Origin of the sequence: Paludibacter sp., assembly GCF_009712605.1 — a bacterium.
GTDB lineage: Bacteria > Bacteroidota > Bacteroidia > Bacteroidales > Paludibacteraceae > Microbacter.
In genome coordinates this window covers 58911-85430 of record NZ_WASO01000001.1, presented here as the reverse complement: position 1 = coordinate 85430, position 26520 = coordinate 58911, and the positions used below count along the sequence as shown (strand labels likewise).

Annotated in this window: 21 protein-coding genes; 9 read left to right on the top strand and 12 right to left on the bottom strand. The window is 44.1% G+C overall.

Annotated features, from left to right (window positions below; all coding sequences use genetic code 11):
• Window positions 1-31 precede the first annotated feature (31 nt).
• From F8N35_RS00315 to F8N35_RS00285, 7 genes are all read left to right on the top strand, one after another.
• Complete coding sequence (locus F8N35_RS00315; protein ID WP_293049369.1) at window positions 32-1009, top strand: glucosaminidase domain-containing protein; 978 nt, start codon at window positions 32-34, stop codon at window positions 1007-1009.
• An 86-nt stretch (window positions 1010-1095) separates the two neighbouring features.
• On the top strand, window positions 1096-2364 hold the full coding sequence (locus tag F8N35_RS00310) for a replication-associated recombination protein A (protein ID WP_293049368.1): 1269 nt from the start codon (window positions 1096-1098) through the stop codon (window positions 2362-2364).
• 253 nt (window positions 2365-2617) lie between these two features.
• Window positions 2618-4441, top strand: coding sequence for a glutamine--fructose-6-phosphate transaminase (isomerizing) (gene glmS, locus F8N35_RS00305; RefSeq protein ID WP_293049367.1), 1824 nt, complete (start codon window positions 2618-2620; stop codon window positions 4439-4441).
• A gap of 275 nt (window positions 4442-4716) precedes the next feature.
• The gene (locus tag F8N35_RS00300) at window positions 4717-5124 is read left to right on the top strand and encodes a DUF2141 domain-containing protein (RefSeq protein WP_293049366.1); all 408 of its coding nucleotides are present in this window, start codon (window positions 4717-4719) and stop codon (window positions 5122-5124) included.
• Window positions 5125-5132: 8 nt separating this feature from the next.
• On the top strand, window positions 5133-7523 hold the full coding sequence (locus tag F8N35_RS00295) for an outer membrane beta-barrel protein (RefSeq protein ID WP_293049365.1): 2391 nt from the start codon (window positions 5133-5135) through the stop codon (window positions 7521-7523).
• Window positions 7524-7581: 58 nt separating this feature from the next.
• Window positions 7582-8193 carry a hypothetical protein gene (locus F8N35_RS00290; protein WP_293049364.1) on the top strand — a complete coding sequence of 204 codons (612 nt, stop codon included), beginning with the start codon at window positions 7582-7584 and terminating at the stop codon, window positions 8191-8193.
• Window positions 8178-8483 (top strand): transcriptional regulator, encoded by a 306-nt coding sequence (locus tag F8N35_RS00285; protein WP_293049363.1) that lies wholly within the window; start codon window positions 8178-8180, stop codon window positions 8481-8483. The genes F8N35_RS00290 and F8N35_RS00285 overlap by 16 nt, the downstream gene beginning before the upstream one ends.
• A 42-nt stretch (window positions 8484-8525) precedes the next feature.
• Here F8N35_RS00285 and pnp read toward each other — a convergent pair whose 3' ends face one another.
• The 6 genes from pnp to F8N35_RS00255 all read right to left on the bottom strand — a co-directional run bounded on the left by pnp (window position 8526) and on the right by F8N35_RS00255 (window position 17461).
• Window positions 8526-10658, bottom strand: a complete 2133-nt coding sequence (gene pnp / locus F8N35_RS00280; RefSeq protein WP_293049362.1) for a polyribonucleotide nucleotidyltransferase — start codon at window positions 10656-10658, stop codon at window positions 8526-8528.
• Window positions 10659-10838: 180 nt separating this feature from the next.
• Window positions 10839-11378 carry an acetolactate synthase small subunit gene (gene ilvN / locus F8N35_RS00275; protein WP_293049361.1) on the bottom strand — a complete coding sequence of 180 codons (540 nt, stop codon included), beginning with the start codon at window positions 11376-11378 and terminating at the stop codon, window positions 10839-10841.
• Between the two features lie 193 nt (window positions 11379-11571).
• Window positions 11572-13266 (bottom strand): biosynthetic-type acetolactate synthase large subunit, encoded by a 1695-nt coding sequence (ilvB, locus tag F8N35_RS00270; RefSeq protein ID WP_293049360.1) that lies wholly within the window; start codon window positions 13264-13266, stop codon window positions 11572-11574.
• A gap of 125 nt (window positions 13267-13391) precedes the next feature.
• Complete coding sequence (locus F8N35_RS00265; protein WP_293049359.1) at window positions 13392-14285, bottom strand: cation diffusion facilitator family transporter; 894 nt, start codon at window positions 14283-14285, stop codon at window positions 13392-13394.
• A gap of 123 nt (window positions 14286-14408) precedes the next feature.
• Window positions 14409-16232 carry a dihydroxy-acid dehydratase gene (gene ilvD, locus F8N35_RS00260; RefSeq protein ID WP_293049358.1) on the bottom strand — a complete coding sequence of 608 codons (1824 nt, stop codon included), beginning with the start codon at window positions 16230-16232 and terminating at the stop codon, window positions 14409-14411.
• A gap of 311 nt (window positions 16233-16543) precedes the next feature.
• On the bottom strand, window positions 16544-17461 hold the full coding sequence (locus F8N35_RS00255) for a YitT family protein (protein WP_293049357.1): 918 nt from the start codon (window positions 17459-17461) through the stop codon (window positions 16544-16546).
• A gap of 142 nt (window positions 17462-17603) precedes the next feature.
• On the opposite strand from F8N35_RS00255, the gene gldA reads away from it, so the two are divergent.
• Window positions 17604-18509, top strand: coding sequence for a gliding motility-associated ABC transporter ATP-binding subunit GldA (gene gldA / locus F8N35_RS00250; RefSeq protein ID WP_293049356.1), 906 nt, complete (start codon window positions 17604-17606; stop codon window positions 18507-18509).
• A 25-nt stretch (window positions 18510-18534) separates the two neighbouring features.
• Entirely contained in the window at window positions 18535-19143 is a 609-nt protein-coding gene (locus F8N35_RS00245; protein WP_293049355.1) for an exosortase/archaeosortase family protein, read from the top strand.
• A 16-nt stretch (window positions 19144-19159) separates the two neighbouring features.
• On the opposite strand, the gene murC is transcribed toward F8N35_RS00245, so the two are convergent.
• From murC to F8N35_RS00215, 6 genes are all read right to left on the bottom strand, one after another.
• The gene (murC, locus tag F8N35_RS00240; RefSeq protein WP_293049354.1) at window positions 19160-20533 is read right to left on the bottom strand and encodes a UDP-N-acetylmuramate--L-alanine ligase; all 1374 of its coding nucleotides are present in this window, start codon (window positions 20531-20533) and stop codon (window positions 19160-19162) included.
• Window positions 20534-20576: 43 nt separating this feature from the next.
• Complete coding sequence (locus tag F8N35_RS00235) at window positions 20577-21071, bottom strand: DUF4251 domain-containing protein (RefSeq protein ID WP_293049353.1); 495 nt, start codon at window positions 21069-21071, stop codon at window positions 20577-20579.
• Window positions 21072-21129: 58 nt separating this feature from the next.
• A complete protein-coding gene (locus F8N35_RS00230; protein ID WP_293049352.1) occupies window positions 21130-22221 on the bottom strand; it encodes an anhydro-N-acetylmuramic acid kinase in 1092 nt (363 codons plus the stop codon).
• Window positions 22222-22324: 103 nt separating this feature from the next.
• Entirely contained in the window at window positions 22325-23770 is a 1446-nt protein-coding gene (cls, locus tag F8N35_RS00225; protein ID WP_293049351.1) for a cardiolipin synthase, read from the bottom strand.
• A 230-nt stretch (window positions 23771-24000) separates the two neighbouring features.
• The gene (locus F8N35_RS00220) at window positions 24001-25701 is read right to left on the bottom strand and encodes a hypothetical protein (protein WP_293049350.1); all 1701 of its coding nucleotides are present in this window, start codon (window positions 25699-25701) and stop codon (window positions 24001-24003) included.
• A 5-nt stretch (window positions 25702-25706) separates the two neighbouring features.
• Window positions 25707-26477, bottom strand: coding sequence for an ABC transporter ATP-binding protein (locus F8N35_RS00215; RefSeq protein ID WP_293049349.1), 771 nt, complete (start codon window positions 26475-26477; stop codon window positions 25707-25709).
• Between the last annotated feature and the right edge of the window lie 43 nt (window positions 26478-26520).

The following is a 26520-nucleotide window of genomic DNA, read 5'->3' as shown; positions in this document are numbered from 1 at the left end:
AAATAAATTCTCTAACCAAAGTTCAACATTCATGAAGAAGATTCTAAACACACTAACCGTACTTTTCCTGGTATCTCTTTGCCTTACAGCCCAGAAGCGCCAACCGGATTATGAGGCTTACATCAAAAAATACCAGTCAATAGCAATTACCGAACAAAAAAAATATGGAATTCCCGCAAGTATAACGCTGGCACAAGGATTGTTGGAGTCAAGAGCCGGAAAAAGTCCTTTGGCAACTGAAGCAAACAATCACTTCGGCATAAAATGTTCCGATTGGAAAGGAGACACTTTCTTTCAGGATGATGATCAGAAGAATGAATGTTTCCGCAAATATTCAAATCCCAAAGAGTCATACGAAGACCATTCTTCATTTCTTGCAAAAAGAAGCCGATATGCGTCTCTTTTTTCATTAAAATCAGATGACTACAAAGGCTGGGCGAATGGCCTCCAGTCAACCGGATATGCAACAAGCAAAACATATGCTTCAAACCTGATAAATCTTATCGAGCTTTACCAGTTGAACATGCTTGATTCGGAAAGCAGCAAGTTGCTGGCATCAAATAAAAGAAAAAAGAAAGCGGTTATTGAAGAAAAAACGATTGCTGAAGCGCTGGCTGATTCATCCACTGTGGTTAGCAGCGACTTTGGAGTGATTGAAGAGCCTTTTGACCATAAAGTATACAAAAACAACGGTGTGAAGTATGTGCTTGCAAAACCCGGAGACACCTATAAATCAATCGCCAGAGAAGTCAACTTACCCGAAAAAGTGCTCCGTTACAAGAACGAAGTAACCGACGACTATGTGTTGAGTGTCAATGAGGTGGTTTATCTGGGAGCAAAAAAGAGCAAAGCTGCTAAAAACGTTCCTGCAACACACCGTATAGAAGCCGGAGAATCAATGCACTCCATCTCACAAACTTACGGGGTCAAGGTTAAAAAGCTTTACCAGCTGAATGACATTACTTATGGTGCGCCCGCTGTATTCGGCAAAGTGTTGAACCTGAAATAATAACCAAAAACGATCAAAGGTTGGATGTTCAGAGTGTATTTATTTCAGCTTTGAACATCTAACCTTTCAACATTATAACTAACTTAATGTCTGCACCTTTAGCCGAACGACTGCGCCCCAAAAATCTGGACGAATACATCGGACAGAAGCATCTTGTGGGAGAGCGCGCTATCCTTCGCAAAATGATCGAGTCGGGAAATCTCTCATCATTCATTTTGTGGGGCCCTCCCGGTGTAGGCAAAACCACCCTTGCCCGAATCATTGCAAATCGTTTAGAGAGACCGTTTTACACACTAAGCGCTATCAACTCGGGCGTAAAAGATGTGCGGGAAGTGATCGAAAAAGCAAAAAGCAACCGCTTTTTCAATCAACCTAACCCCATTTTGTTCATAGACGAGATACACCGTTTCAGTAAATCGCAACAAGATTCTCTACTAGGTGCTGTCGAGAATGGCACTGTTACGCTGATTGGAGCAACAACGGAAAATCCTTCCTTTGAAGTTATTACTCCGCTTCTGTCGCGCTGTCAGGTTTATGTCCTAAAATCACTTGACAAAAAAGATTTGCAGGATCTCGTAAAAAGGGCTCTGACCACCGACTTTGAGCTAAAGCAACGCCAAATTAGCATTAAAGAAGACGATGCATTGCTACGTTTTTCAGGAGGCGATGCCCGAAAACTGCTCAACATTCTGGAATTAGTTGTCAACTCGTCTCCCGAAGAAGAAATGGTAATCACCAACACATTGGTTACCGACCGCTTGCAGGAGAATCTGGCGACGTATGATAAAGGCGGAGAAATGCATTACGACATTATTTCTGCTTTCATCAAATCAATCAGGGGCAGTGATCCTGACGCGGCAGTTTATTGGCTTGCGCGAATGGTTGCCGGTGGTGAAGATCCTAAGTTTATAGCACGACGTCTGGTTATTTCCGCAGCCGAAGACATTGGACTGGCAAACCCGAATGCACTCTTGTTGGCCAATGCCTGTTTCGATGCCTTACAAAAAATAGGATGCCCCGAAGGTCGCATAATTCTATCCGAAACAGCTATCTATTTGGCAAACAGCCCTAAAAGCAATTCGGCTTACCTTGCCATCGACGAAGCGCTTGCTCTGGTAAAAGAGACTGGAGATCTTCCGGTACCTCTACACCTGCGCAATGCACCCACCAAGCTCATGAAGCAGCTCAATTACGGGAAAGAATACCGCTACTCGCACGACGGAGAAAATCATTTCATTGAGCAACAGTTTTTGCCTGACGAACTGAAGAAGCAATCAATTTGGCATGCTGCCGATAATCAGGCGGAACAAAAGCAGGCAGAATGGTTGCGCAAGCTGTGGAAAGGACGGTTCTGATATCGGATAGACGATTGGTCACTCGTATCTGAGATTCGCAGCGAATCGGAGGTCGCTGAATTCGGGTAATTAAACCCAAAGACCAACAAAATCCGATTATTTTTGACCACCATCGTACTATCTGATAAAAAATTACTTTCTTTGTTCATTAAAATATTGTGGGTTGATACTTCTCTAACTCCAAGTATGTCAATCATCTGGAAATAGAGAAGAATGTGCTGGTGATAGTGTTTAATCATTTATTCATCACAAAATGTGTGGAATTGTTGGATATATCGGCACAAAAGCGGCTACAGATGTTCTTGTAGACGGTTTACGCAAACTGGAATACAGGGGCTATGATTCAGCCGGAATTTCTATTTTTGAAGACTCTAAAATTCAGGTTGTTAAGGCAAAAGGTCGGCTTGATAACCTCGAAAACAAAATAACTTCGCTGGGGAAACCTCTGGGAACGGTCGGTATCGGACATACCCGCTGGGCTACCCATGGAGAACCTTCTGATGTAAACTCCCACCCTCATGGTAACGAACGGGTTACTATCGTTCACAACGGAATCATCGAAAACTACCTTCAACTTAAAGAAAAACTGGTTGAAAAAGGATATAAATTCCTTTCGGAAACCGACACTGAAGTTGTTGCCGTATTGCTCGATTACTATTACAACGGAAACCCTGTAGAAACCATTTCTACGGTTATTAAGAACCTGAAAGGATCCTACGCTTTAGGAATCATGTTTCAGGACTGTCAGGACAAGATATTCGCAGTCCGCAAAGACAGTCCGCTTATTGTGGGCATCGGCGAGGGAGAAAACTTTATCGCATCTGACATTCCTGCAATCCTGAAATACACCAGAAGTTATTATCTGCTGGAGGAAAACGAGATCGCTGTAATAGAAAAAGATAAAATCGATATCGTCGATACAGACGGCGATCCTATCCAAAAAGAAGTTTTTACTGCCACATGGGACATTGAAGCTGCCGAAAAAGGTGGATATCCCCATTTTATGCTCAAAGAAATCTACGAGCAACCGACGGCTATCACCAATACCGTTTCACCACGTATAATCAACGGAGCTCCGGATTTTGGTATCAAAGCCCTGACTGACGAAATCCTGAAAAGCTTCAAACATATTTGGATTGTTGCTTGTGGTACGGCAATGCACGCCGGAATGGTAGGTAAATCAGTGATAGAGCAATTGGCAAGGATTCCGGTTGAAGTGGATATTGCTTCCGAATTCCGTTACCGCAAACCCATTCTCAATCCTGATGACGATTTGGTCATCATCATTTCGCAATCAGGAGAAACTGCTGATACTTTGGCGGCACTGCGACTTGCAAAAGAACAAGGCGTTCATACTTTGGCTGTAGTGAATGTGGTAGGTTCTTCTATCGCCCGTGAAGCAAACAGCGTTATCTACACCTGGGCTGGCCCTGAAATTGCCGTTGCCAGTACAAAAGCTTATACAGTTCAGCTTTCGGTTATGTATTTGTTTGCCATCAAAATGGCAAGTATCAAGGGCTTAATCGACGCAAAAGAGACCGCAAAACTGTGTGATGATTTACTCGCATTACCGGCAAAAATTGAAGAGGTTCTTCAGAATGCGGATAACTGTAAATTCGTTGCCAGCAAGTTCCAGAATGCTCGCGACATTTTCTTCATTGGTCGTGGACTGGACTACTCATTGTCGCTTGAAGGGTCTCTGAAATTAAAAGAAATTTCTTACATCCACAGTGATGCTTATGCCGCCGGAGAATTAAAACACGGAACGATTTCTCTTATCACTACCGACATGCCTGTGGTGGCAATCGCAACGCAATCCCACCTGTTTGAGAAGATGATAAGCAACATTAAGGAAGTTAGAACCCGTGGAGCCAAAGTACTTCTTATTTGCAAGAAAGGAACAGAGCGACAGGCTGATCTGTCGGAATATGTAATTGAGATACCGGACTACAACGAATACTTCTCCCCTATCCTGACAGCTGTACCGTTACAGATGTTTGCATATTACACTTCGGTATTGAGAGGTTGTGATGTAGATAAACCACGCAATTTAGCAAAATCGGTTACCGTGGAATAATTTTCAACCAACTATCTGGTTTAGAATAGAAATACAAAAATCTCGGCATAACGCCATTACAAACAACTCGTCCTATCGGCGGGTTGTTTTTTTTGTCTAAAGAGTACCCCTACCCGCTTTATAAATTTCCAGAAACAATACTCAAGTAATTCATTTTCAGCCTCCGGAAATATTTTTCGAAATAAATCATCAAAACATTTGGTTTATTTTATAAACTACTTTATCTTTGCAATGTATTTATAAGATAGTTCTAACATCAAAAAATTTATTATCGTATGAAAACGCTAAAGAGATTAGGAGTTGCAATGACAATCTGCATGTTTGCCGGTTGCATGTGTTATGCACAAAAAGGAACGTTGATAGTTTCGGTGAAAGGCATAAAAGAAGCCAAGGGAAATCTGATGGTAGCATTCGGCGATCAGTCGAATCCCAAACAGATGGCGTACACCATGGTACCGGTTACCTCGACCAACATTGTGACTTGCACGTTGAAAGATGTTCCGACAGGATCTGGAGGTTTATATGTTTATCAGGATGTAAACGACAATCATCAACTGGACAAAGACGAAACCAAAATTCCGGTTGAGCCTTGTTACCAAAAAGAAAGAGTAACAATCAAAGAGGGCGAAAATAAAATAGAGATCAAGCTGATCGATGTAAAAGAAATGATGGGCACTAAATAACTTTGAAAATGAGACTTTTGATCAAAATCGGCCTGATACTGCTACTGCTTACCCTCTGCCACATACTTTCATCGCAAAACCGGATTGGATATGTAAAAAGTAATAAGGGTGAACCGATTGAGTTTGCTACCATTGCGTTCTTTAACGGAGATAAACAGGTAGCGACTGCAATCAGCGATTCTGTGGGCCGGTTTACTTTAGCTATGGCTGACGGCAGATATCATATGAAAATAAGAAACATCGCGTACAAACCTATGGATGAAGACATAACGGCTTCCGATCAAAATCTGGGAGTTTTCAAGTTAACAGAATCCACAGTAGGATTAAGCGAGGTGGTGGTAAAAGCGTCAGCCATAACACGCGAAGCCGACAGGTTTGTGATGCGCATCGACAAGACACCGGCCTCCCTCAACAAAGATGCATCGGAAATTCTTCGGCTGGCTCCGGGTGTTTGGGTCGATGAGAATGGAGTCTCTATCAACGGTGCCTCCGGAAGCAAAGTTTTTATCAACGAACGTGAGATAAAGCTTTCAGGCAAAGATCTGTACAATTATCTCCGCAACATTCAATCGTCGAACATTGCCCGTGTAGAAGTAATTCCGCAGGCAGGTGCCGAATACAGTGCCGATACCAACAGCGGAGTGGTTAAGATCATTCTCCGGAAACAAATAGAGAAAGGCATTAACGGCAATTTGGTTTTCAACACTTTACAAGGAAAATATATTGGCGAGTACGATCCTGCCGCAACATTGAATGTCAGCCTGAACAAATGGACATTCGATGCCAGTGCCTCAGGCAATATCACAACGACAGGAAAAAACGAGATGGAGGCTACCCGGGCATATCACAACGATGACAATACAGATTTCAAATCGCAATCGTTGATGAACCAGAAAACCCGCGCAGGCATTGGGAAAATAAGTGCTATTTACGATGCCGACAAGCGCAACAGCTTTGGTGCAGAAATAGAGTACTCGAAACAAAATACACCCAATCCGACATCGGCAAACACACTCATTATACAAAATGGATTAACAGCTCAAGGGTCAAGCCATTACAACCAAAACGAAAATGCAGAAAATTTCAATGCGTTATTGAATTATATATCAAAGCTTGACACACTAGGTTCCACATTGAAAGTAATCACTAACTACACCAAAAAGAAAGTGACCGGTAAAAACGATTACAACTCTTATTTCACAACGGGTAGTTTTGTTAGTGACAGCATCTACAGGAGCAATTCGATATCGAACTATAAAATATTTACAGCCGATGGAATGATTAACAAAGTATTACACGGAGGCGCAAAATATTCTGCCGGGATAAAATATACCCGAAATAGTATTGCCGATACCGTCCGGTACGAAAGCTATTCGGCATCAAAATGGCAAACGCTACCCGACTACAGTTTCTTGCTCAACTATACCGAAAACATCGGCGCAATGTATGGCACCTTTGCCACCAATATCCGCCAGTGGAGCCTGTCGGGAGGTTTAAGAGGAGAATACACGAGTGTTGACGGACAAAACGGGTATATCAGCCGACACTATTTCGATCTGTTTCCAAGCGTTAATGTCACTTATTCGTTCGATGCCATGCGCACTTTCATGCTCATCGGCCAGTACTCCAGAAACATCGAACGACCCAATTTCTGGTATCTGAATCCGAATCGTGTTCAATATTCCGATTATTCATACATGGTAGGAAACCCGGAACTACGTCCGACATATATCAACAATCTCGGGATCACGGCAGTTTATCATTACCGTTACATTCTGTCGATCGGCGGACATTTACATCACGACCTGATACGCGAAGTGTGCAAAATTGATCCGACCAATCCCAAAATAACCTATATCACGCCTGAAAATCACTACAGCGAGAATCACTACTATGTTGCCCTGATTTTTCCGTTGAAGCCGGTCGAATGGTGCAATGTGAACGCTAATCTGGTGGGTGTGAAACAAGATATACGAGCCACAGCCAACGATCCTGTCATGGCGCATTATCTCTATTTTGCAAACATAACCACAGGATTCAAGTTGCCGAAAAAATACTATTTAGAATTGACATACAGCGGCACAAGTCGTTTGTATTCTGCCAATTCCGGTATCAATCAACGTCAGTTGTTCCATGCAACAGTAAAAAAACAATTATTCGGCGACAGAGTATCGGCAGCTGTAGGCATCAATAATATTTTTGACAGCAAGATCTCTTATTTCTCCAATACGCCCTACTTCACCATCAACAGCAAAGGAACCGAAGCGCAAAGTTCACGCTACGTCAAGCTCAGCATTCAATACAACTTCAAAAGCGGCAAGTCGTTCAAAAAACGCTCGATAGAAAACTCATCCGGAGAAGAAAAGAACCGGCTCGAGAAATCGACGGGAATAAAATAAGCAATAATCTTGCGGCAAAAATAATTTACAATTACCTTTACACTTAAATTTTACAAAGATGGAAGACTCTCAGATGCAGGACAAAACTCTAAATGAAAAAGAGAGTTTGGCGCTGATTGCGCAAATGATTCAGAACTCACAAAAAAGGCTTGAGCGAGGTGCTGGTGGCCAAATGCTTGTGTGGGGATATGCAACCATATTTGCCACCATTTCCGTATGGCTGGCACTTCGCCTGACCGGAAATCCTAATTGGAACTTTTTGTGGTTTCTCATTCCGGTAATAGGTTATCCGTATATCGTATTCAAGAGCAGACAGCCAAAGTTAGTCAAAACCTACATCGACAAGGTGATTAGGTATATCTGGATGGTTGTTGGAATAACCGGCTTCTTCCTGTCTGCCGCAACCATTTTCAGTTTTATGTGGGCATTTCCCATTTTGTTTGTAGTTATACTGATGATGGGCATGGGATCTATGCTTACGGGACTGGTAACCGAATTTAAGCCTTCTGTTATCGGATCGTTAATAGGGATGCTGATCGGCTTTGTCAACTATCTGGTTCCCGACTATGATGTTAAAATGCTGACATTCGCTTTAGCATTTATCTGCATCGACATCATCCCCGGTCACATTTTGAACTACAGAGCCCAGAAGAGATGTTCAAAGAATTAAACCCACTATTACATAGCGAGTTGAGGCTTGGTATAATGTCGATACTAATCAGTGTCGATAGCGCCGACTTTACTTACATACGCAAACAAACCGGGACTACGGCCGGAAATTTAAGCGTACAAATAGAAAAGCTGAAGGAGGCCGGCTACATTGACGTAACCAAGTCTTTCAAAGGAAAAATGCCCTGTACGACATGCAAAATCACACAGCAGGGCGTTGAAGCATTCCAACAGTATGTGGAAGCTTTGCAAAGCTATCTCAATCCTCAACAACATAAAAAAGAGGGATAGACAATGTCTATCCCTCTTTTGGAAAATGAATTATGTTAGTAATTATTTCTTTTCCTGATCGTGTGGACGCGGAACCAGCACTTTGTGTGAAAGTTTGAATTTACCGCTCTTCGGATCTACATCGAGCAATTTTACATCGATTGTATCACCTTCTTTCAAACCGGCAGCTTCTACTGTTTCCAGACGAGTCCATGAAATTTCGGAGATGTGAAGCAAACCTTCTTTACCCGGAAGGAACTCTACAAAACAACCGTAAGGCATGATCGATTTTACTTTGGAGGTGTATACTTCACCAACCTCAGGAATGGCTGTGATGCCTTTCACACGGGCAATAGCAGCATCCAGAGAGGCTTTATTGGTAGCGGCAATTTCCACACGGCCGATATTGCCAACTTCTTCGATAGCAACATTAGCGCCTGTTTCTGCCTGAATACCTTGAATAATTTTACCGCCCGGGCCTATTACAGCACCAATCAAATCTTTCGGAATAGTGATTACCACAATGCGAGGTGCATTCGGTTTCAGGTCTTCGCGAGGATCTTCGATAGTTTCAGCGATTTTGCCCAGAATGTGCATACGGCCTTCGTGTGCCTGCATCAATGCTTTTTCAAGAATTTCGAACGAAAGTCCGTCAACCTTGATGTCCATTTGTGTTGCAGTAATACCATCTTTGGTTCCGGTTACCTTGAAGTCCATATCTCCCAGGTGATCTTCGTCTCCCAAAATATCAGAAAGAACAGCAAAGTTTTTACCTTTATTTTCTGAGATCAAACCCATTGCAATACCTGAAACCGGTTTTTTGATAGCCACACCAGCGTCCATCAAAGCGAGAGTTCCGGCACAAACGGTAGCCATAGATGACGAACCATTCGATTCCAAAATATCTGAAACCACGCGAACAACGTATGGATAATCTTCAGGGATCATGCGTTTCAAAGCACGCAATGCAAGGTTTCCGTGACCAATTTCACGACGGCCTGTACCACGTGATGCACGGGCTTCGCCGGTTGAGAAAGGAGGGAAATTATAGTGTAATAAGAACCGGTCTTTGCCTTGTACCAAAGCTTCGTCGATCAACTTTTCGTCCATTTTGGTACCCAATGTAACGGTAGTCAACGATTGAGTTTCGCCACGGGTAAATACGGCAGAACCGTGTGCTCCCGGCAGGTAATCAACTTCTGACCAGATAGGACGGATTTCAGTAGTCTTACGACCATCCAAACGAATTCCTTCGTCCAAAATAGCACGACGCATAGCTTCTTTTTCCACATCGTGGTAGTAGCGTGAAATCAAAGCACCTTTTTCAGCAGCAACTTCAGGTTCGAGAGCTGCAATGTATTCTTCTTTTACAGCTTTGAACGCAGCAACACGTGCGTGTTTGTCGGTATTACCCGATTTTGCAAGTTCAAATGCTTTTGCAAATGTTTTATCGTGAATATCTTTGCGCAAATCTTCGTCGTTGACTTCGTGGCAGTAAGCACGTTTTTCTGTCTTTCCTACAGCTTCCATCAATTCGATTTGTGCCTGACAGTGTACTTTAATAGCTTCGTGAGCTACTTTCATAGCTTCCAGCAAATCCAATTCTGACACTTCGTCCATTTCACCTTCCACCATCATGATGTTGTCCATAGTAGCAGCAACCATCACGTCGATATCGGCGTTTTCGAGTTGATCGAAAGTAGGATTTACGAGGAATTTTCCGTCAACGCGTGCTACGCGAACTTCAGAAATAGGTCCGTTGAAAGGAACATCTGAAACTGCCAAGGCAGCAGAAGCAGCTAAACCAGCTAAAGCATCAGGCATATCAACGCCATCAGCAGAAATCAACATTACGTTGACAAAAGTTTCAGCGTGGAAATCGTCAGGGAAAAGAGGACGCAACGCGCGGTCAACCAAACGCGAAACGAGGATTTCAGAGTCGGAAGGACGACCTTCGCGACGGGTAAAGCCACCCGGAAAACGACCGGCAGCGGCATATTTTTCTTTGTAATCAACCGATAACGGCATAAAATCGGTGCCCGGGACAGCATCAGCGGCAGCGCATACCGTTGCCAACAACATCGTGTCGCCCATTCTAACTACTACAGAACCGTCGGCTTGTTTTGCCAACTTCCCTGTTTCGATAGTAATAGTGCGTCCATCGCCCAGTTCGATGGTTTTTGTTACTACATTCATCTGTGAATAATTTATGTTTTTAAAACTTATTGAAGTCGGCACAAAGTTACAATATTTATCCCAAAAAACACACAGCACATATCTCGTTCATTTTCAACACAATAAAAACAAAAACACCCTCTTTTCACAGAGAATACGTCTGTAAAAAGAAGGTGTTATATTTTGCTGAAATGCTTGCTGTCAGCCCTTTGCTTCTTCCTCGCGCTCGGAAAGGAATTTGCTGAGCAATTCGGAGGTCGATTTGGTGATGGCGATTCGCCCCGAACGAACGTACTGTTTCACGCCAAACTTGTCGAGAGCATAATACAGCTCCTTGATCTCGTCGGTGTGACCGGTCATTTCGATTACCGAGAAGGTACGGGTAATCTCCAGAAAACGGGCATTGTATTTACGTACCAGTTGTTCTATCTCGTCGCTTTCAAGAATCGACTCGGTATCAACTTTATACAAAGCAACTTCCTGATAAATAACCTCATCATCAGTGTAGTAATATGCCTTGAGCACATCGATGCGCTTTTCGATTTGCTTCACCACTTTATCAATCTCTTCCTCGTCGGTATAGACCGTGATAGTAAATTTGTGAACACCTTCGATGGACGATGCCGATACGGTAAGACTTTCAATATTGAGTTGCCGGCGCGAAAAGATAATGGATACCTGATTCAGCAATCCGGGGCGGTTTTCAGAGAAAACGATAACGGTATATAATGTTTTTTCCATAAGTCAGTAGCCCCTCCCAACCTCCCCTGACCTCATCCGCCCTTCGGGCACCTTCTCCCAAGGAGAAGGAAAAAGGAATGAAATCTATGAAAGGAAGAAAATCCGGGCGAATTTATTATTATGACATATTTTTAAAAATACAATTCTGTTGCAGATTCCGTTTCCCCTCCTCGGGAGGGGTTAGGGGAGGTCGTTATTTCAATCGTACATCGGTTATATCAGCACCGGCAGGCACCATCGGCAATACCATCCCTTTGGGTTCGATCCGAACTTCGAGCAGGTAGGGATCGTCGTTGCTAACCATTTCAGCAATAGCATGATCGAGTTCTTCGTGCGTGGAGACGCATTTACCATTAATACCATACGCCTTGGCAACTGCTACAAAATCAGGATTTTTCATATTGGTAAACGAGTAACGTTCATCGAAAAACATCTCCTGCCATTGGCGAACCATGCCGAGGAAGTGATTATTGAGGACGATAATCTTTACCCCTATATTTTCCTGAAGGATAGTTCCCAGTTCCTGAATGGTCATCTGAATACCACCGTCACCACAGAAGAGGCAAACAGTACGATGCGGAGCTCCGATTTTAGCACCAATGGCCGCCGGCAAACCGAATCCCATGGTTCCCAAACCTCCCGAAGTAACCATACTGCGGGTTTGAGAGAACTTAAAATAGCGAGCTCCCATCATTTGATTCTGCCCCACATCAGTAACACAAATGGCTTTGTGCCCGGTAGCTTCGGAAACTTTACTGATCACTTCGCCCATTTTAATATCGGGAGTGGAAGGATCTACCTCTTCTTTGATCACCTCATCGTATTCGATTTTGGCATACGAATCGAAGCTGGAAATCCATTCGTCGTGACGAGCAGGCTGCAATTGTTTGGTAACTGCGGCAATAGTCTCTTTTGAATTTCCCAAGACTGCCACATCCGCTTTTACGTTTTTATTTATCTCGGCAATATCGATGTCGAAATGAATAATTTTTGCCTGTTTGGCATAAGTAGCCAGTTTGCTGGTCACCCGGTCGTCGAAACGCATCCCGATGGCGATCAGCACATCGCATTCGTTGGTTTTTATATTACAGCCATAATTTCCGTGCATTCCCAACATCCCTTTATTGAGCGGATGATCGGTAGGCATCGCCGAAAGTCCGAGCAGAGTCCAGGCAGCAGGAATTTGCGCTTTTTCGAGCATCGCCAGCAATTCGTCTTCGGCATTACCCAAAATAACTCCCTGTCCTACCAATGCAAACGGCTTTTTCGCCTGATTAATCAAAGCGGCCGCATCCGAAACAGTCTGTTCGTCGATCGGCGGAGTCGGGATAAAGCTGCGAATAAAAGTACAAGGTTCGTAATGGAAATTCATCAACTCGATCTGCGCATTTTTTGTGAGGTCGAGCACCACAGGACCCGGACGGCCTTCGCGGGCAATATAAAAAGCACGAGCCACCGCCCATGGAATTTCGGCAGCAGAACGTATCTGATAGCTCCATTTGGTAATAGGTTGAGTAATACCCACCACGTCGGTTTCCTGAAACGCATCGGTAGCCAAAAGCGAGGCAACCACTTGTCCGCAAACAACTACCATCGGGGTACTATCGATCATGGCATCGGCCACACCGGTAATCACGTTAGTGGCAGCAGGACCTGAAGTTACAATGACGACACCAGTTTTTCCGGTTACGCGTGAATAACCCTGCGCTGCATGTACGGCTCCTTGTTCGTGACGCACCAAAATGTGGCGCATCTTGTCGTGAAAATCGTACAATGCATCGTAAACCGGCATAATGGCTCCGCCGGGATAGCCGAAAATGGTTTCAACTCCTTCGGCAACAAACGCTCGCATGAGCGCCTGGCTTCCTGAAATTTGTGATTGACTCATATTTAGTAGATTAAAGAGCAAAGATCCAAGAGTAAAGACTTACAAATAGACTTTCTCTGGCAATCCAGCACATTTTTACTTCAATTTATTCTGATTTTACATTTCTCTCGCTATATGCGAATTTTTCAACAGCATCCTGCTTCAAACTCGCATTGTTCGTTTTCCGTTTCGAACTCGATGGTAGCATGGTAAATGCCAAACTCCTTGCAAAGATTTCGAATAGATGCTTTCAGTCCCGACAATTCATTAACACTAATCGCACAACATGTTACGACATGCAACGTGATGATATGCCGTTCTCCGTCAAGCGTCCAGAGATGAACATCGTGCAAATCCTTCACCTTATCCAGTTGCTTAATTTTCTCGAGCAATTTGGGTTCGTTTACCTCTGCCGGCACCTTCTGCATCAAAATTTTGAACGAAGCTTTCAGGTTTTTGTAGACGTTGGTCAATACCCAAACACTGATACCCAGAGAAAGAATCGGGTCGAGCACCGGAACATCGACAAACATCATCACCACACTGACAATCAGCACGGCAATCCAACCCAGCACGTCTTCCATAAAGTGCAGCATCACCGCTTTTTCGTTCAACGAATCACCCTTTTTCAACCGGAAGATGGCCGCGCCGTTGACTGCAATTCCCAGAATTGCAAGAAAGAACATTCCCCGGGCATTTGACACTTCGGGATGGATCACGCGACCGATAGCAGCCTGTATTACAAAAATGGAGCCGACCAGCAACACCACGGAGATAAAAATCGCCCCCAAAAGAGAGAAACGTTTGTATCCATAGGTGTAGTTCAAGTCACCTTTTTTGTTGGAGAGCCGCTGCAGGTACCACGCCACGCCCAGTGAAATACTGTCGCCGAAATCGTGCAAAGCATCCGAAAGAATCGCCACACTATTGGTCAGCAAGCCGCCTACCAGTTCGATGATGGCAAAACCCAAATTCAGGAAAAACGCCGCAACGATATTTCCGCTTGCATGATCATGATGATGTGAATGGTCGTGAGACATTGTTCAATGTTTAATTGTTGAACCGTTTAATCGTTGATCTGAAGATACAGATTTCATTTTAGCTTCGTTGATTTTCAATTCAAATCTTCAAATTAGCTTCGCTGAACGTTGTTTCCCAAATTTTCAAATTATTCTTACCGCTCCTTTGTCGGCTGAACTTACCATGCTGGCATAGGCGCGAAGCGCTTTCGACACTTTGCGGTCGCGGTCGGCTGGCGTGAAGGCGGCATCGCCACGGGCCTCTTCGGCTTTTCGGCGGTTCTGCAACTCTTCGTCGCTCACTTTTACGTTGATCGAACGGTTAGGTATATCAATTTCAATGATGTCACCGTCTTTTACCAACCCGATATTTCCACCCGAAGCAGCTTCCGGCGAGATATGACCGATCGACAAACCGGAGGTACCTCCCGAGAAACGACCGTCGGTAATCAGCGCGCACTCTTTACCCAGGTGCTTCGATTTGATATACGAGGTCGGATAGAGCATTTCCTGCATACCGGGACCACCCTTCGGACCTTCGTAGATAATCACCACCACATCGCCTGACTGCACTTTATCTTTCAGAATACCTTCGCAAGCACTGTCCTGCGATGTAAATACTTTTGCAGGGCCGCTGAATTTCCAGATACTTTCGTCCACACCGGCAGTTTTGATAACACACCCATTGAGGGCAATATTACCTTTCAAGATGCCCAGTCCGCCGTCTTTGGTATAGGCGTGTTCCACGTCGCGGATACATCCGTTTTCGCGATCGGCATCCAATTCGGCAAACTGTTCGTTTTGTGATCCCAACACCAGATTGAAGCGGTTGGCAGGAGCGCTTTTGTATTTATTGATAGCCTTTTCTGTAACGCTTGGGCTTGTAATATCATATTGAGCAATAGCTTCGGCCAATGTCAGTCCATCGGCACGATTTACGGTTGTATCGAGCAATCCACCACGGTTCAGTTCTGCGAGAATCCCCAGAATACCACCGGCACGGTTTACATCCTGAATGTGATATTTTTGTGTATTCGGTGCCACTTTGCACAAACAGGGTGTTTTACGCGAAAGAGCGTCAATATCGTCCATGGTAAAGTCCACTCCGGCTTCGTGAGCCACGGCCAACAGGTGAAGCACCGTGTTGGTAGAACCTCCCATCGCAATGTCCAGAGTCATGGCATTGAGCACCGACTTGCGGGTCACAATCGACAGAGGCAACACGCTTTCGTCGTCGTCCTGATAATATTTATAGCAATTCTTTACTATCAATTCTGCCGCATCCATGAACAGTTGTTTGCGATTGGCATGGGTAGCCACAATGGTACCGTTGCCCGGAAGTGCCAGACCGATTGCTTCGTTAAGGCAATTCATGGAATTGGCGGTAAACATCCCGGAGCAGGAGCCACAAGTAGGACAAGCGGCACGTTCTACTTTTTCGAGAACACTTTCGGGTACATTGCTGTCACCACCCTGCACCATAGCGTCGATCAGGTCGAGCTTTTTATCTTCCAACCGACCGGCTTCCATCGGACCACCGGAAACAAAAACCGTCGGAATATTCAGTCGCATGGCAGCCATCAACATACCCGGAGTGATTTTGTCGCAATTACTGATGCAGATCATGCCATCAGCTTTGTGCGCGTTGACCATGTATTCCACGCTGTCGGCAATGATATCGCGTGAAGGTAATGAATAAAGCATCCCATCGTGCCCCATGGCGATACCGTCGTCGATGGCAATGGTATTGAATTCGGCAGCAAAGCAACCCAATTTTTCGATTTCGGCCTTGATTTCCTGGCCGATTTCGTGCAAATGAACGTGACCCGGCACAAATTGAGTAAATGAATTAACAATAGCGATAACCGGTTTGCCCATTTGTTCGTCTTTCATTCCGTTGGCACGCCACAAAGAACGGGCTCCTGCCATCAAACGACCTTGCGTTGTTGCATTGCTTCTGAGTTTCATTTTGTATGTATATTTTGTTTTGACTAAAATTATAAATTAAAAAGCCCTTCTCATGGATGAGAAAGGCTTCGTTAATTCGTTCATATATCGTTCAATCTACTACATGCCTCACTCACCCTTTAGGATTTGACTAAAAGGACGACGACGTTCACTAGTAGAATAGAATTGTTCATTATTGACTTATTTTTGAGAATGCAAAGATAGGCCTTTTTTGTCTTCCTGCAACAATCTTTCAAAAAAAAGTTCCTTAAAACTTCGATTTTGTTTTTTCAGGGCGCCGTTTAATAATAGATTGGAAGATAAAATACGGCTTATTTCACCTTCATCGCTTCAAAACCCTGTCCGTACACCCCGATAACAGAGCCCTGGGAAACGAACGCTGCCGGATCAATCGATTTGACTAAACGGAATATGGCAACCGATTGGTTTTTACGGGCAATGACCATAATCACCTTCACCGGCTCTTTCGAATACCAGCCTTCACCATTCAGAATCGTTACTCCGCGATGCACTTCATTGTTAATGCGATCGGCTATCTTTTCATGCTCTCGCGAAATAATAAAAAATTGCACCGACTGCCTTACCCCGTTCACCACCATATCGAGCGAAACAGACATCACGGCCAGTGTCACCAACCCAAAAACCACCTTTTCAAGGCTTCCAAGAATAAGATACGACGAACTGATAATGATCACATCGCAATAGAGCATCGCCCGGCCAAGAGTTATATTACGACTCTGATTCAGAATTTTTGCAATAATATCGGTACCTCCGGAACTTCCGTTAGAGATAAAGACGATTCCAACCCCCACCCCGGCCATGATACTCCCGAGAATACATGCCATAAAAGAGTCATTCGGTCCGACAAAAGTACCACGGGGAATAATAGGAATAACAGAAAAAAGAAAGGTCAACACACCCACTCCGAAAATCGTTTTCAGACTGAATGACAGTCCGATACTACGTATAGCAATCACCAACAAAACAGCGTTGATGGCAAAATAAGGAATAGAAACCGGGATACCGGTCGCAAAAAAGATCAACGCTCCGATACCCGTTACACCACCGCCCGGAATTTGGTGTGGAAGCAAGAATCCTTTCCATGCAAAAGCATACAGCAGCAAGCCGAACACAATTTGAGCATGATCGCGGATATCGCTGGGGCGCAACCGTAACTTACGAACATCGTCGGGAATACGGATTCCTTTTATCTTAAGCGAGGGAGTCATATAATGTATTTGCTTTTAAAAGATCAATGTGCAAAATAATAGTTATTTTTGTCTTTCTTTTTGCGTTAAGTCATTGTTTGAATATACTATCGCGACAATGAATTGAGCAGACACAAAGATACAACAATTTGAGAAGGAAAAAATGTCATTATCCATTCAGCATTTAACCAAATATTACGGTCAGCAGGCAGCTCTGAACGATGTCTCTTTTGAACTCCACGAAGGCGAAATAGCAGGATTTCTTGGTCCGAACGGAGCCGGAAAATCAACCCTGATGAAAATTGCCACAGGTTATATTTCTGCAAGCTCAGGAACGGTAACTGTTTGCGGAGAAAAAGTGAGCGAGACGGAACTTGAAACACGCCGGATGATCGGGTATTTGCCGGAACACAACCCGCTGTATCCTGATCTTTATGTCAAAGAGTATCTTCAGTTTGTGGCAGGAACGTACCATTTGGGCAAACAAAGCAAGAGCCGGGTGGATGAAATGATAGAACGCACAGGCTTGACCGGTGAATACAAAAAGCGCATAGGCCAGTTATCGAAAGGCTACCGTCAACGTGTCGGACTGGCACAGGCGCTGATTCACGATCCAAAGGTGTTGATTCTGGATGAACCGACTACCGGACTCGATCCCAATCAGCTGGCCGAGATTAGAAACCTGATTATTGAAGTCGGAAAAGAGAAAACCGTTCTTTTCTCCACTCACATCATGCAGGAAGTGAAGGCAATTTGCAAACGTGTAATCATTATCAACAACGGTAAACTGGTAGCCGACAGTACGGAAGACAATCTGTTACATGAAGTCGATAAAGACCGGTTTGGAGCACTTGTTGAATTTGCCGGAGTTATTGTTCCCGACAGACTTCGTTCCATTCCGGGAGTTCTGCGTGTTGAACCGATTGGTAAAAACACCTTTGAGGTAACAAGCACGGCCGATGTTCGTTCTGACATATTTCGTCTGGCGGTAGAGACCAATATACCCCTTTTGACTTTACAACAGCAAGCGCAAAGTATGGAAGATGTATTCAAAAAATTGACCAACTAATATATGAAATCTTAACCTGGTTGTTATGTTAACGAAAGCCGACATAAAGCAATATGCGACAAGATTAGCTCCTTTCAGAGGAGTATTTATCTTCATCGTGGTGATGATGGCAGCTAACTGGTTTTGGAAAATTTTTGTTCAGGATGGAAACTATGACACGGATGTGAGGTTTCTCGGCATTAACATAACAGGTCCTTTCATTTTTGAACAAAAGGAGATCATACGGGTTGTCAGTCTGGTTTTCGAATTATTCAACGTTCCCTTTGCCATTACCCATGGAACCATGTTTGAATTTGCAAACAGACAGAGTTCTGAAATAGCCTGGGGATGTACGGGTATCAAACAAGCTTTTATATTTGCATGCATCATAGCCTTTAGCCGTGGCCCATGGAAGCACAAGTGGTGGTACATTTTAGCCGGTCTGCTTGTCGTTCACATGGTAAATGTGTTAAGAATAACTGTGGTGGGGGTAGTTCTAAGCCACGATCCTGAAGCATTTGAAATAGTACACAGCTATTTCTTCAAGTATATTTTTTACCTCATTATCTTCCTGATGTGGGTTATGTGGGAAGAATATTTTTTCAAGAAAAGCCTCAAAAAAGCAGAAAAAACCGGAGCTACTGCCAATCAGTAAAACTCCGGTTCCTGAATTATTCCTTATTTTCGAGCAACTTTTTTATGTCCGGTAGCAGCCGGTCAATATCGCCAGCCCCAAACGTTGCCAAAACATCAAAATCCTTCTTTTTTTGAAGAATTCCAAGCAATTCCTGTTTCGTGCAGAGGGTCTTCTTTTTGGTGGTAATCCGGTCGAAAATAATTTGAGATGTAACACCCGGTATCGGTTGTTCGCGGGCAGGATAAATATCGAGCAAAATAACCTCATCGAGCAAGGACAATGCCTCAGCAAAACCCTCGGCAAAGTCACGGGTACGAGTGTAGAGGTGCGGCTGAAAAATACCACACACTTTGCGTTCGCCATATACCTTCTTAATTGAGCTGATGCTTGTTTTCAGCTCGGTCGGGTGATGCGCATAATCATCAATAAAAACAACCTTGTCGCTCTTATATTGCATATCAAAACGACGGTGAATCCCTTTGAACGAAGCCATTCCGGCTTTCAGTTCTTCGGCAGTTGCACCAGCCAGCCAGGCCAGAGCCATTGCTGCGGTTCCGTTTTCTACATTCACCGGGACAGGAACTCCGAGCCGTATATTATGAATTTCTTCAGTCGGCGTATGAAAATCGAATGTGATTTCTCCATTGGAAATCCGCACATTGGTAGCTTTGAAATCTGCATCCTGATCGACTGCATAGGTGTAGCATTTCACCGTCGGATGAACACGGGGAGTTAATTCAGCTCCCTTTTTGACGATCAAATAGCCCCCTTCACGAACTAACGAGGTGAAGTGCTCAAAGCTCTCGCGGAAAGCTTCGGGCGTTCCGTAAATATCGAGGTGATCGGGATCGGCTGCCGTAATAACTGCCATGTAAGGTGTGAGTTGATGGAACGAGCGATCATATTCATCCGCCTCAATCACCACATAGTCACTCTTTTGAGATAACAAAAGATTGGTTGTGTAGTTTTTGGAGATTCCTCCCAAAAAAGCATTACAATCCACATGCGACTCTTTGAGCAGGTGCGCCGTCATAGTCGATGTGGTAGTTTTGCCATGCGTTCCGGCAATACAAATGCCCCGTTGCTGACGGGTAATCTCGCCCAGCACCTGCGCTCTTTTGAGGAGTTTGAATCCGTGACGTTCAAAAAAAAGCCGTTCCGAGTGGTCGGCAGGAACGGCAGGTGTGTAAACTACAAGGGTGTTGTCGGGTTGCTTAAATAAAGTGGGGATTAAAGATACCTCATCTTCATAATGGATGGCAATCCCTTCTTTTTCCAATTGTTGAGTCAGATCGGAACGCGTACGGTCATAGCCGGCAACGTCAAATCCTTTAGCCCTGAAAAAACGAGCCAAAGCACTCATCCCGATGCCGCCAATTCCGAGAAAATAAAAATTTTGATAAGACATTTCTTTCTAAATAGTATATCAGTTAACAAGTTGTATCGTGGTATTATTTATCCGGCAATTCAATCGTACCCGAAAAGTCGATTGGCTGCCGGTTGTTGCTGGTGACACTAACTGTCGTTGTCCCATTCAGCCAAATAGTAACAAAGAACCGGTATGTATCTTCTTTTGCCCGTACTTTGAAACTAACAGTAAAGCTCTTATTCTTTGCATTGAATGTCGTTTTCTTCTCCAAAACCGGTTCCGAAAACTTTATTCCGCCCTCACTGCCGATCGGAGCTGAATAGGCTCTTCCAAAATAGGGAAGATAAGAGGTGGCAGAATCCTGCGCAATAGTGAGCGTATATTCCGACGTAAGAGGAATCATATTACCCCGCATGGGTCGGGCCTGATCCAGTATCAGTCGATAGCGCTCGGTTTCAACTGTTTTTTTTACTTTGGCTTCCTTCGCGGCAGCCTTGCTTTGCCGGCTTTCATTCTGGCTCCAAACGATTCCCGCGAAAACCAGCAATCCCATCAAAAGAAAGAATTTTGTCTTCATAAGAAAATCTCATTTAAGTAAAACAAAACTAAGCTCTAAAATATCTGCACTACAAAAACTATTCGTACATCAAAGAAACAGGTAATCCGGTGATACTTCCGGAACAACTATCCTCGGGCGCCCCGGTAACCGATGCAAGGGTATTTACTTTTTTATTTGCCCGTAAGAATCCAAGAAAGGCAAAAATCAGAGCCTCCTTGTAGTTGACAAGCAACTTATCCGGCACATGAAGTTCGTGATGTGACAGTTGTTGCATCCTCTCAACCAGAAATTTATTCAATGCACCGCCGCCGGTTATCAACATCTTTCCTTTGGGCAATTGTTCTACATCGCGGGTAATCTGATACGCAATGTGCTCCACCATAGTCCGCATTTTGTCTTTCAACGGAATTGATGACTGAATAAGCATCGGCTGAAAAACATCCACAAACCACTCTTTTCCCAACGATTTGGGTCCCTTTTCAGTAAAATAGCTCTGGTTGTTCATCGCATCAAGCAATGATTGATCTACCTTTCCAGAACGGGCATATTCTCCGTCTCTGTCATATTCCGCTCCCATCTGACGTGCCAGATAGTTGAGCGGCATATTGCACAAAGATATATCATAGGCCAACCTGCGACCGTTAAGATTATATGAAATATTGGAAATACCTCCCAGATTAAGGCAAAAGTCATAATCAGAGAAGAGTAACTGATCGCCTATTGGAACCAATGGAGCCCCCTGACCACCCAAAGCCACATCCAATGACCTGAAATCGTATACAACCGGAATCCCGGTTTGGGCAAGTATCGCGTTCCCATCGCCAATCTGCGACGAAAAGCCAAGTTGCGGCTGATGGAAAATGGTGTGTCCATGCGACGCAATCAGACAAGGCTGAAGATTATTTTCATCAATAAAAGAACGTACCTGAATGCCGATATATTTTCCCAAATCAGCACTGGTCTTTACAAAATCGTAAGCCGAACCTGTTTCAAGCGTACTCAATCGGTGTTTCCATTCCTCTGAATACGGAACAGTTTCTGCTACGGTAATTCTGTAATCGTACTTGCCGTATTCATTGCTGTTAAACTCACAGTGAGCAATATCCAGTCCATCGAGCGATGTACCTGACATCAGGCCTATTACACTACTAACTTCCAAAGAGCGCATAACACACGATATTTATAAAAGTCAGAGGTTATTTTCACAATTTTGTTTTTACAAAGGTACATAAATTAGCCCGTATTTGCTCCCCAAATATCACAATCCGATCTTACAACAACGGACTAAACAAGCGAGCCACGGACTCCTTGATACGGGTTGAAATCGGACGGTTACTCCACTCTTCGAGGGTAATTTCAGTGCATAACTGCTGATCGGCCAAAAAGATATTTTTGAGTTCGACGGCTGTCTTTTCGTCATAAATAAACGCATTGAGCTCAAAGTTCTGTTCGTAGCTTCTGAAATCCATATTGGCAGACCCGACTGTTGAAATCTCATCGTCGATTACAATGGCCTTACTATGCATAAAAGCATTGCGATAGAGGTAAATCTTCACGCCGGCCTCAAGCGACTGGGTGATATAGGAATAACTACACGATTGAGTCATAGGAGTATCGGTCTTTTCGGGCATCATCACCCGCACATCGACACCACCGAGAGCAGCAGTTTGAAGAGCTGACATCACAATGTCGGTAGGCATAAAATAGGGTGTCTGTACGTAGACATACCGGGTTGCCGAAGTGACAGCAACAAAAATACCCTGTTGGATATTCTCCCAATCAGAATCCGGACCGCTGGTTACAACCTGCACAACGTTGTCACGGTCGGGAATGGGCGGAATATAAGGGAAGAAATGATCGCCGGAAAGCAGCTGACGGCTCACAAAAAACCAATCGGTAAGAAACGCGTATTGCAATCCATGGATAGCCGGACCTTCGATCCGCATAAATGTATCGCGCCACATGCCGAGTTTATTTCCCGTCAAATATCTGTCGGCAATATTGACACCACCGGTAAAGCCAACTCTGCCGTCAATAATCACTATTTTACGGTGATTCCGGTAGTTTATCCTGTTTTTGCGAATGGTAATTTTGAAGTGAGCAGGCAAAAACGAGTAGAGCTCTATCCCGGCAGCCCTGAGTTCATTTTGCTGAGGCCTCTTAAAATGAAAGCTCCCCACAAAGTCAAAAATCAATCGTATGCGTACACCCTGAGATGCTTTGCGGATAAGCAATTCACGGAATTTCTTTCCTACTTCATCGTCCTCAATGATATAAAATTCGATATGAATTTCTCTGGTCGCTTTCTCAATTTCGCCGAACAGGGCATCAAACGTATCAACGCCATTCGTGTAGATGCAAATATCGTTCCCCTGAAAAGCAAGTGCTTCACTGTTATTCTTCAGTAGATGAATAAGGTGTTTTTTGCTTTCGGACAAAGAGCTGTTATCCACATCCAGTTCTTCAAGATTCTCTTTGGGACGGTTGTGCAGTCTTCGTATGCTCTTTTTTGCGACAATTTTCTGCTTGCGGTAGTCTTGCCCTAAATAAAGATATAAGATAAAACCCAGCAAAGGAAGGAAAATGAGCACAAGGATCCATGCCAGTGATTTCACAGGATTACGATTTTCCAGTAGAATCACCACAATGGTAGGTGCCATCGTAAAAAGATAAATACACAGCAACAACCATTCCGGAATTGAAGAAAGGTGAAACATCTGTTCTCTCTTTTTTGTAGGTATAACGCTTGAGAACAACAAATGTAAAGAGTTTTAACAACAAAAGCAAGGAAAATGATTAAAGCTCTCCTTTTCTGCTATCTGTAACCCTTCGGTATATCCAGGCTATAGTAAACGTAGGGATGATATCCGTTGCAGGAAATGCCTCTTCCAGAAAATCGACAATGCCGAGCAGGTACAATGTAAGACATACACCCAATGGCATCCAATTAGTGGTTCAGATTGCTCCATTCCCGCTTTTTGATTTCGTCGAATATCAACCAAAGCGCTACTGACGAAATGACTATCCACAGGAGTATCGCCCACAGAAATCCTGACAAAAGCCAATGAACTATTCCTATTGTGACAGGAATAAGCAAAAACAACATGGTGCGGACAAAGGTATTTCCCCGTGTGGATGCCTCCTGTGCAGTGGAGAACGGGAGCTTCTTGACCGAAAGATATGCCAATAAGGAACAAATGACCAATAAGTTTATGCATCCCAGCAACATGTTAGGTAATACGGTATATCCTTGTAAGGCAACTCCCACCAACGTAAGTATCATGGCAAAAGGTATGAGGAAAAATACCACCATACATTTTACCGATCCGCTGATGACTGCTCCCGGACATTCCAAAGGCGTAACGAAAAAGATCCACGATGCTTTGAATTTGTCGGAGTAAGAAACTTGCATTAATGCGGCACTCATGGGAAGACTGCACATATACATCAGCAGGAGAAGGAGTCTGAATATTTTCGGGCTTCCAAGACTGACATCTGTCAACGTATGATTTTGCAGGAAAGGCATTATGCAAATAATGAGGATTGAGCCGAACGAGGGGTATACTTTCATCTTGAAATCGCGGCTTCGGGTAATCATATGAGAGGCAAAAAGGAATCCTGCCCGTTCAGCGCCAGGCTTTGTGAACCAATGCGCTATTGGTTGCCAAAAAGATTGCTTTATAACCTGCTTCTCCGCTCCGGATTTTTCCGTTGCAACATTTTGTTCGGCGGTACCTCCCGTAATCATTCCCAGTTTTTGATTGAAAGATGGAGCAAAAAACCGGATCACCACCCAGATAGACAAAACAGGAACAACAACAGAAAGCACCAAGCTGATCATCGCCTCCACAGTGAAACCGGCACCTGAAAGCAGCATGCAGGCATCTGCGAACCAGAACGACGGAACAAAATGGACAAAAGGAATCTCAGAGATACTGATGTGCTGCATAATGCTAGAATTTATCATTCTCGGCAATACCTGATAGGCCAGCATCACAATCATTACAAAAACAATCTGTATAGATCCGATAATGTTCTGAAACTTAGCCGGAGTAGTAATTTTCAGAATAAGCAGGTACACCGCGTTGATAAAAAAGATGCTGAGCAGTGTCATCATTACAATCATCAGAATAAACGGCAGGATAATAGCCGGACCCTGAATAATAGCCGCAGTAACACATGCCGGCACCGACAATGGGAATACAACAATGGAAGTGCGGATAGCAATATGCAGCAAACGGCCTGTCATAAAAGTGACGTCCGAAACCGGTTTGGGCAGCAGAATCAGGTTGTCGCGAATATCTATCAGTACTGAGGTAAAGTCGGTAATCAGCGTAAGGCAAACCATAAAGATAAACATGGTCATAAAGAGAGCCAATTTGGTTACCATACCGCTACCAACGGCAAATGAAAAGAGCATAAACAATCCCATGATGAGGCCACTCAAAATCATTTTCAGGGTAGCTCCGTTTATCTCCTTTTTGTCGGCTCTCCTTTTTTGCATACCAAAAGAGGCAGGCCTGCGGTTGTCCATGGTCAACTTAGCCGTAAGTATCGCACGCAATTGTAGTGTATCCACGCCCAGCTTGTTATACAGAAACGTGGGAAACATTACCACACGAAGTAAAAACCTGTCGATAAAATTCATGGTGATCAGTCAAAGGCGTTCAACAATTTTTCACTGGCCTCGTGCATCGATTCGGTGGCCGTCAGCCCCGCAAATATATCCTCAAGGCTATCTTTGTTTTGCAGCTGGCGCAATTCATCAATAGTTCCGTCGGCCACCACCCTGCCCTGATCAATCAGGATAATACGGTCGCTCACTTTTTCCACCACATCCATCATGTGACTGCAATAAAAGATGGTTTTCCCGTTCTTAGCCAGTTTGTCGATGATCTCTTTGACAATAATAACGCTGTTGGCATCCAATCCGCTGAGAGGTTCGTCCAGAATGATAATTTCGGGGTTATGCAACAATCCGGAAGTAATCAGCACCTTCTGCTTCATCCCTTTTGAGAAGGTATCCATGCGTTGGTTCATGTTGCCAGCCAACCCAAAAGCATCGAGCATTCGGTTCGCACGTTCCGCCACCACCTCTTCGTGCAGGTTATACAACGACCCAATCAGCGAAAGAAATTCGTTAGGAGTAAGTACATCATAAAGCTCTGCCAGTTCGGGCACAAAACCGATGAGCGATTTAACAGCTACCGGATCTTTGCGAATATCGATGCCTTTCACAAAAACATCGCCAGAAAAATCGGACAACAAGCCGGCCAGAATTTTCACCGTGGTACTTTTCCCGGCACCATTCGGCCCGATGTAGCCAATCACCTGTCCCGGTTCAATGTCGATAGAAATGTCCTTCAATACATGTTTCGAACCGTAAAACTTGTTCAGGTTCTGAATGTGGATAATGGGTTCCATGATTATTTCTTTAGATTATTAGGCTATGAGCACCCTGAAATCG

Coding starts and splice junctions, on each gene's coding strand:
- F8N35_RS00315 (WP_293049369.1), top strand. CDS start 32: ATGAAGAAGATTCTAAACACACTAACCGTACTTTTCCTGGTATCTCTT.
- F8N35_RS00310 (WP_293049368.1), top strand. CDS start 1,096: ATGTCTGCACCTTTAGCCGAACGACTGCGCCCCAAAAATCTGGACGAA.
- glmS (WP_293049367.1), top strand. CDS start 2,618: ATGTGTGGAATTGTTGGATATATCGGCACAAAAGCGGCTACAGATGTT.
- F8N35_RS00300 (WP_293049366.1), top strand. CDS start 4,717: ATGAAAACGCTAAAGAGATTAGGAGTTGCAATGACAATCTGCATGTTT.
- F8N35_RS00295 (WP_293049365.1), top strand. CDS start 5,133: ATGAGACTTTTGATCAAAATCGGCCTGATACTGCTACTGCTTACCCTC.
- F8N35_RS00290 (WP_293049364.1), top strand. CDS start 7,582: ATGGAAGACTCTCAGATGCAGGACAAAACTCTAAATGAAAAAGAGAGT.
- F8N35_RS00285 (WP_293049363.1), top strand. CDS start 8,178: ATGTTCAAAGAATTAAACCCACTATTACATAGCGAGTTGAGGCTTGGT.
- pnp (WP_293049362.1), bottom strand. CDS start 10,658: ATGAATGTAGTAACAAAAACCATCGAACTGGGCGATGGACGCACTATT.
- ilvN (WP_293049361.1), bottom strand. CDS start 11,378: ATGGAAAAAACATTATATACCGTTATCGTTTTCTCTGAAAACCGCCCC.
- ilvB (WP_293049360.1), bottom strand. CDS start 13,266: ATGAGTCAATCACAAATTTCAGGAAGCCAGGCGCTCATGCGAGCGTTT.
- F8N35_RS00265 (WP_293049359.1), bottom strand. CDS start 14,285: ATGTCTCACGACCATTCACATCATCATGATCATGCAAGCGGAAATATC.
- ilvD (WP_293049358.1), bottom strand. CDS start 16,232: ATGAAACTCAGAAGCAATGCAACAACGCAAGGTCGTTTGATGGCAGGA.
- F8N35_RS00255 (WP_293049357.1), bottom strand. CDS start 17,461: ATGACTCCCTCGCTTAAGATAAAAGGAATCCGTATTCCCGACGATGTT.
- gldA (WP_293049356.1), top strand. CDS start 17,604: ATGTCATTATCCATTCAGCATTTAACCAAATATTACGGTCAGCAGGCA.
- F8N35_RS00245 (WP_293049355.1), top strand. CDS start 18,535: ATGTTAACGAAAGCCGACATAAAGCAATATGCGACAAGATTAGCTCCT.
- murC (WP_293049354.1), bottom strand. CDS start 20,533: ATGTCTTATCAAAATTTTTATTTTCTCGGAATTGGCGGCATCGGGATG.
- F8N35_RS00235 (WP_293049353.1), bottom strand. CDS start 21,071: ATGAAGACAAAATTCTTTCTTTTGATGGGATTGCTGGTTTTCGCGGGA.
- F8N35_RS00230 (WP_293049352.1), bottom strand. CDS start 22,221: ATGCGCTCTTTGGAAGTTAGTAGTGTAATAGGCCTGATGTCAGGTACA.
- cls (WP_293049351.1), bottom strand. CDS start 23,770: ATGTTTCACCTTTCTTCAATTCCGGAATGGTTGTTGCTGTGTATTTAT.
- F8N35_RS00220 (WP_293049350.1), bottom strand. CDS start 25,701: ATGAATTTTATCGACAGGTTTTTACTTCGTGTGGTAATGTTTCCCACG.
- F8N35_RS00215 (WP_293049349.1), bottom strand. CDS start 26,477: ATGGAACCCATTATCCACATTCAGAACCTGAACAAGTTTTACGGTTCG.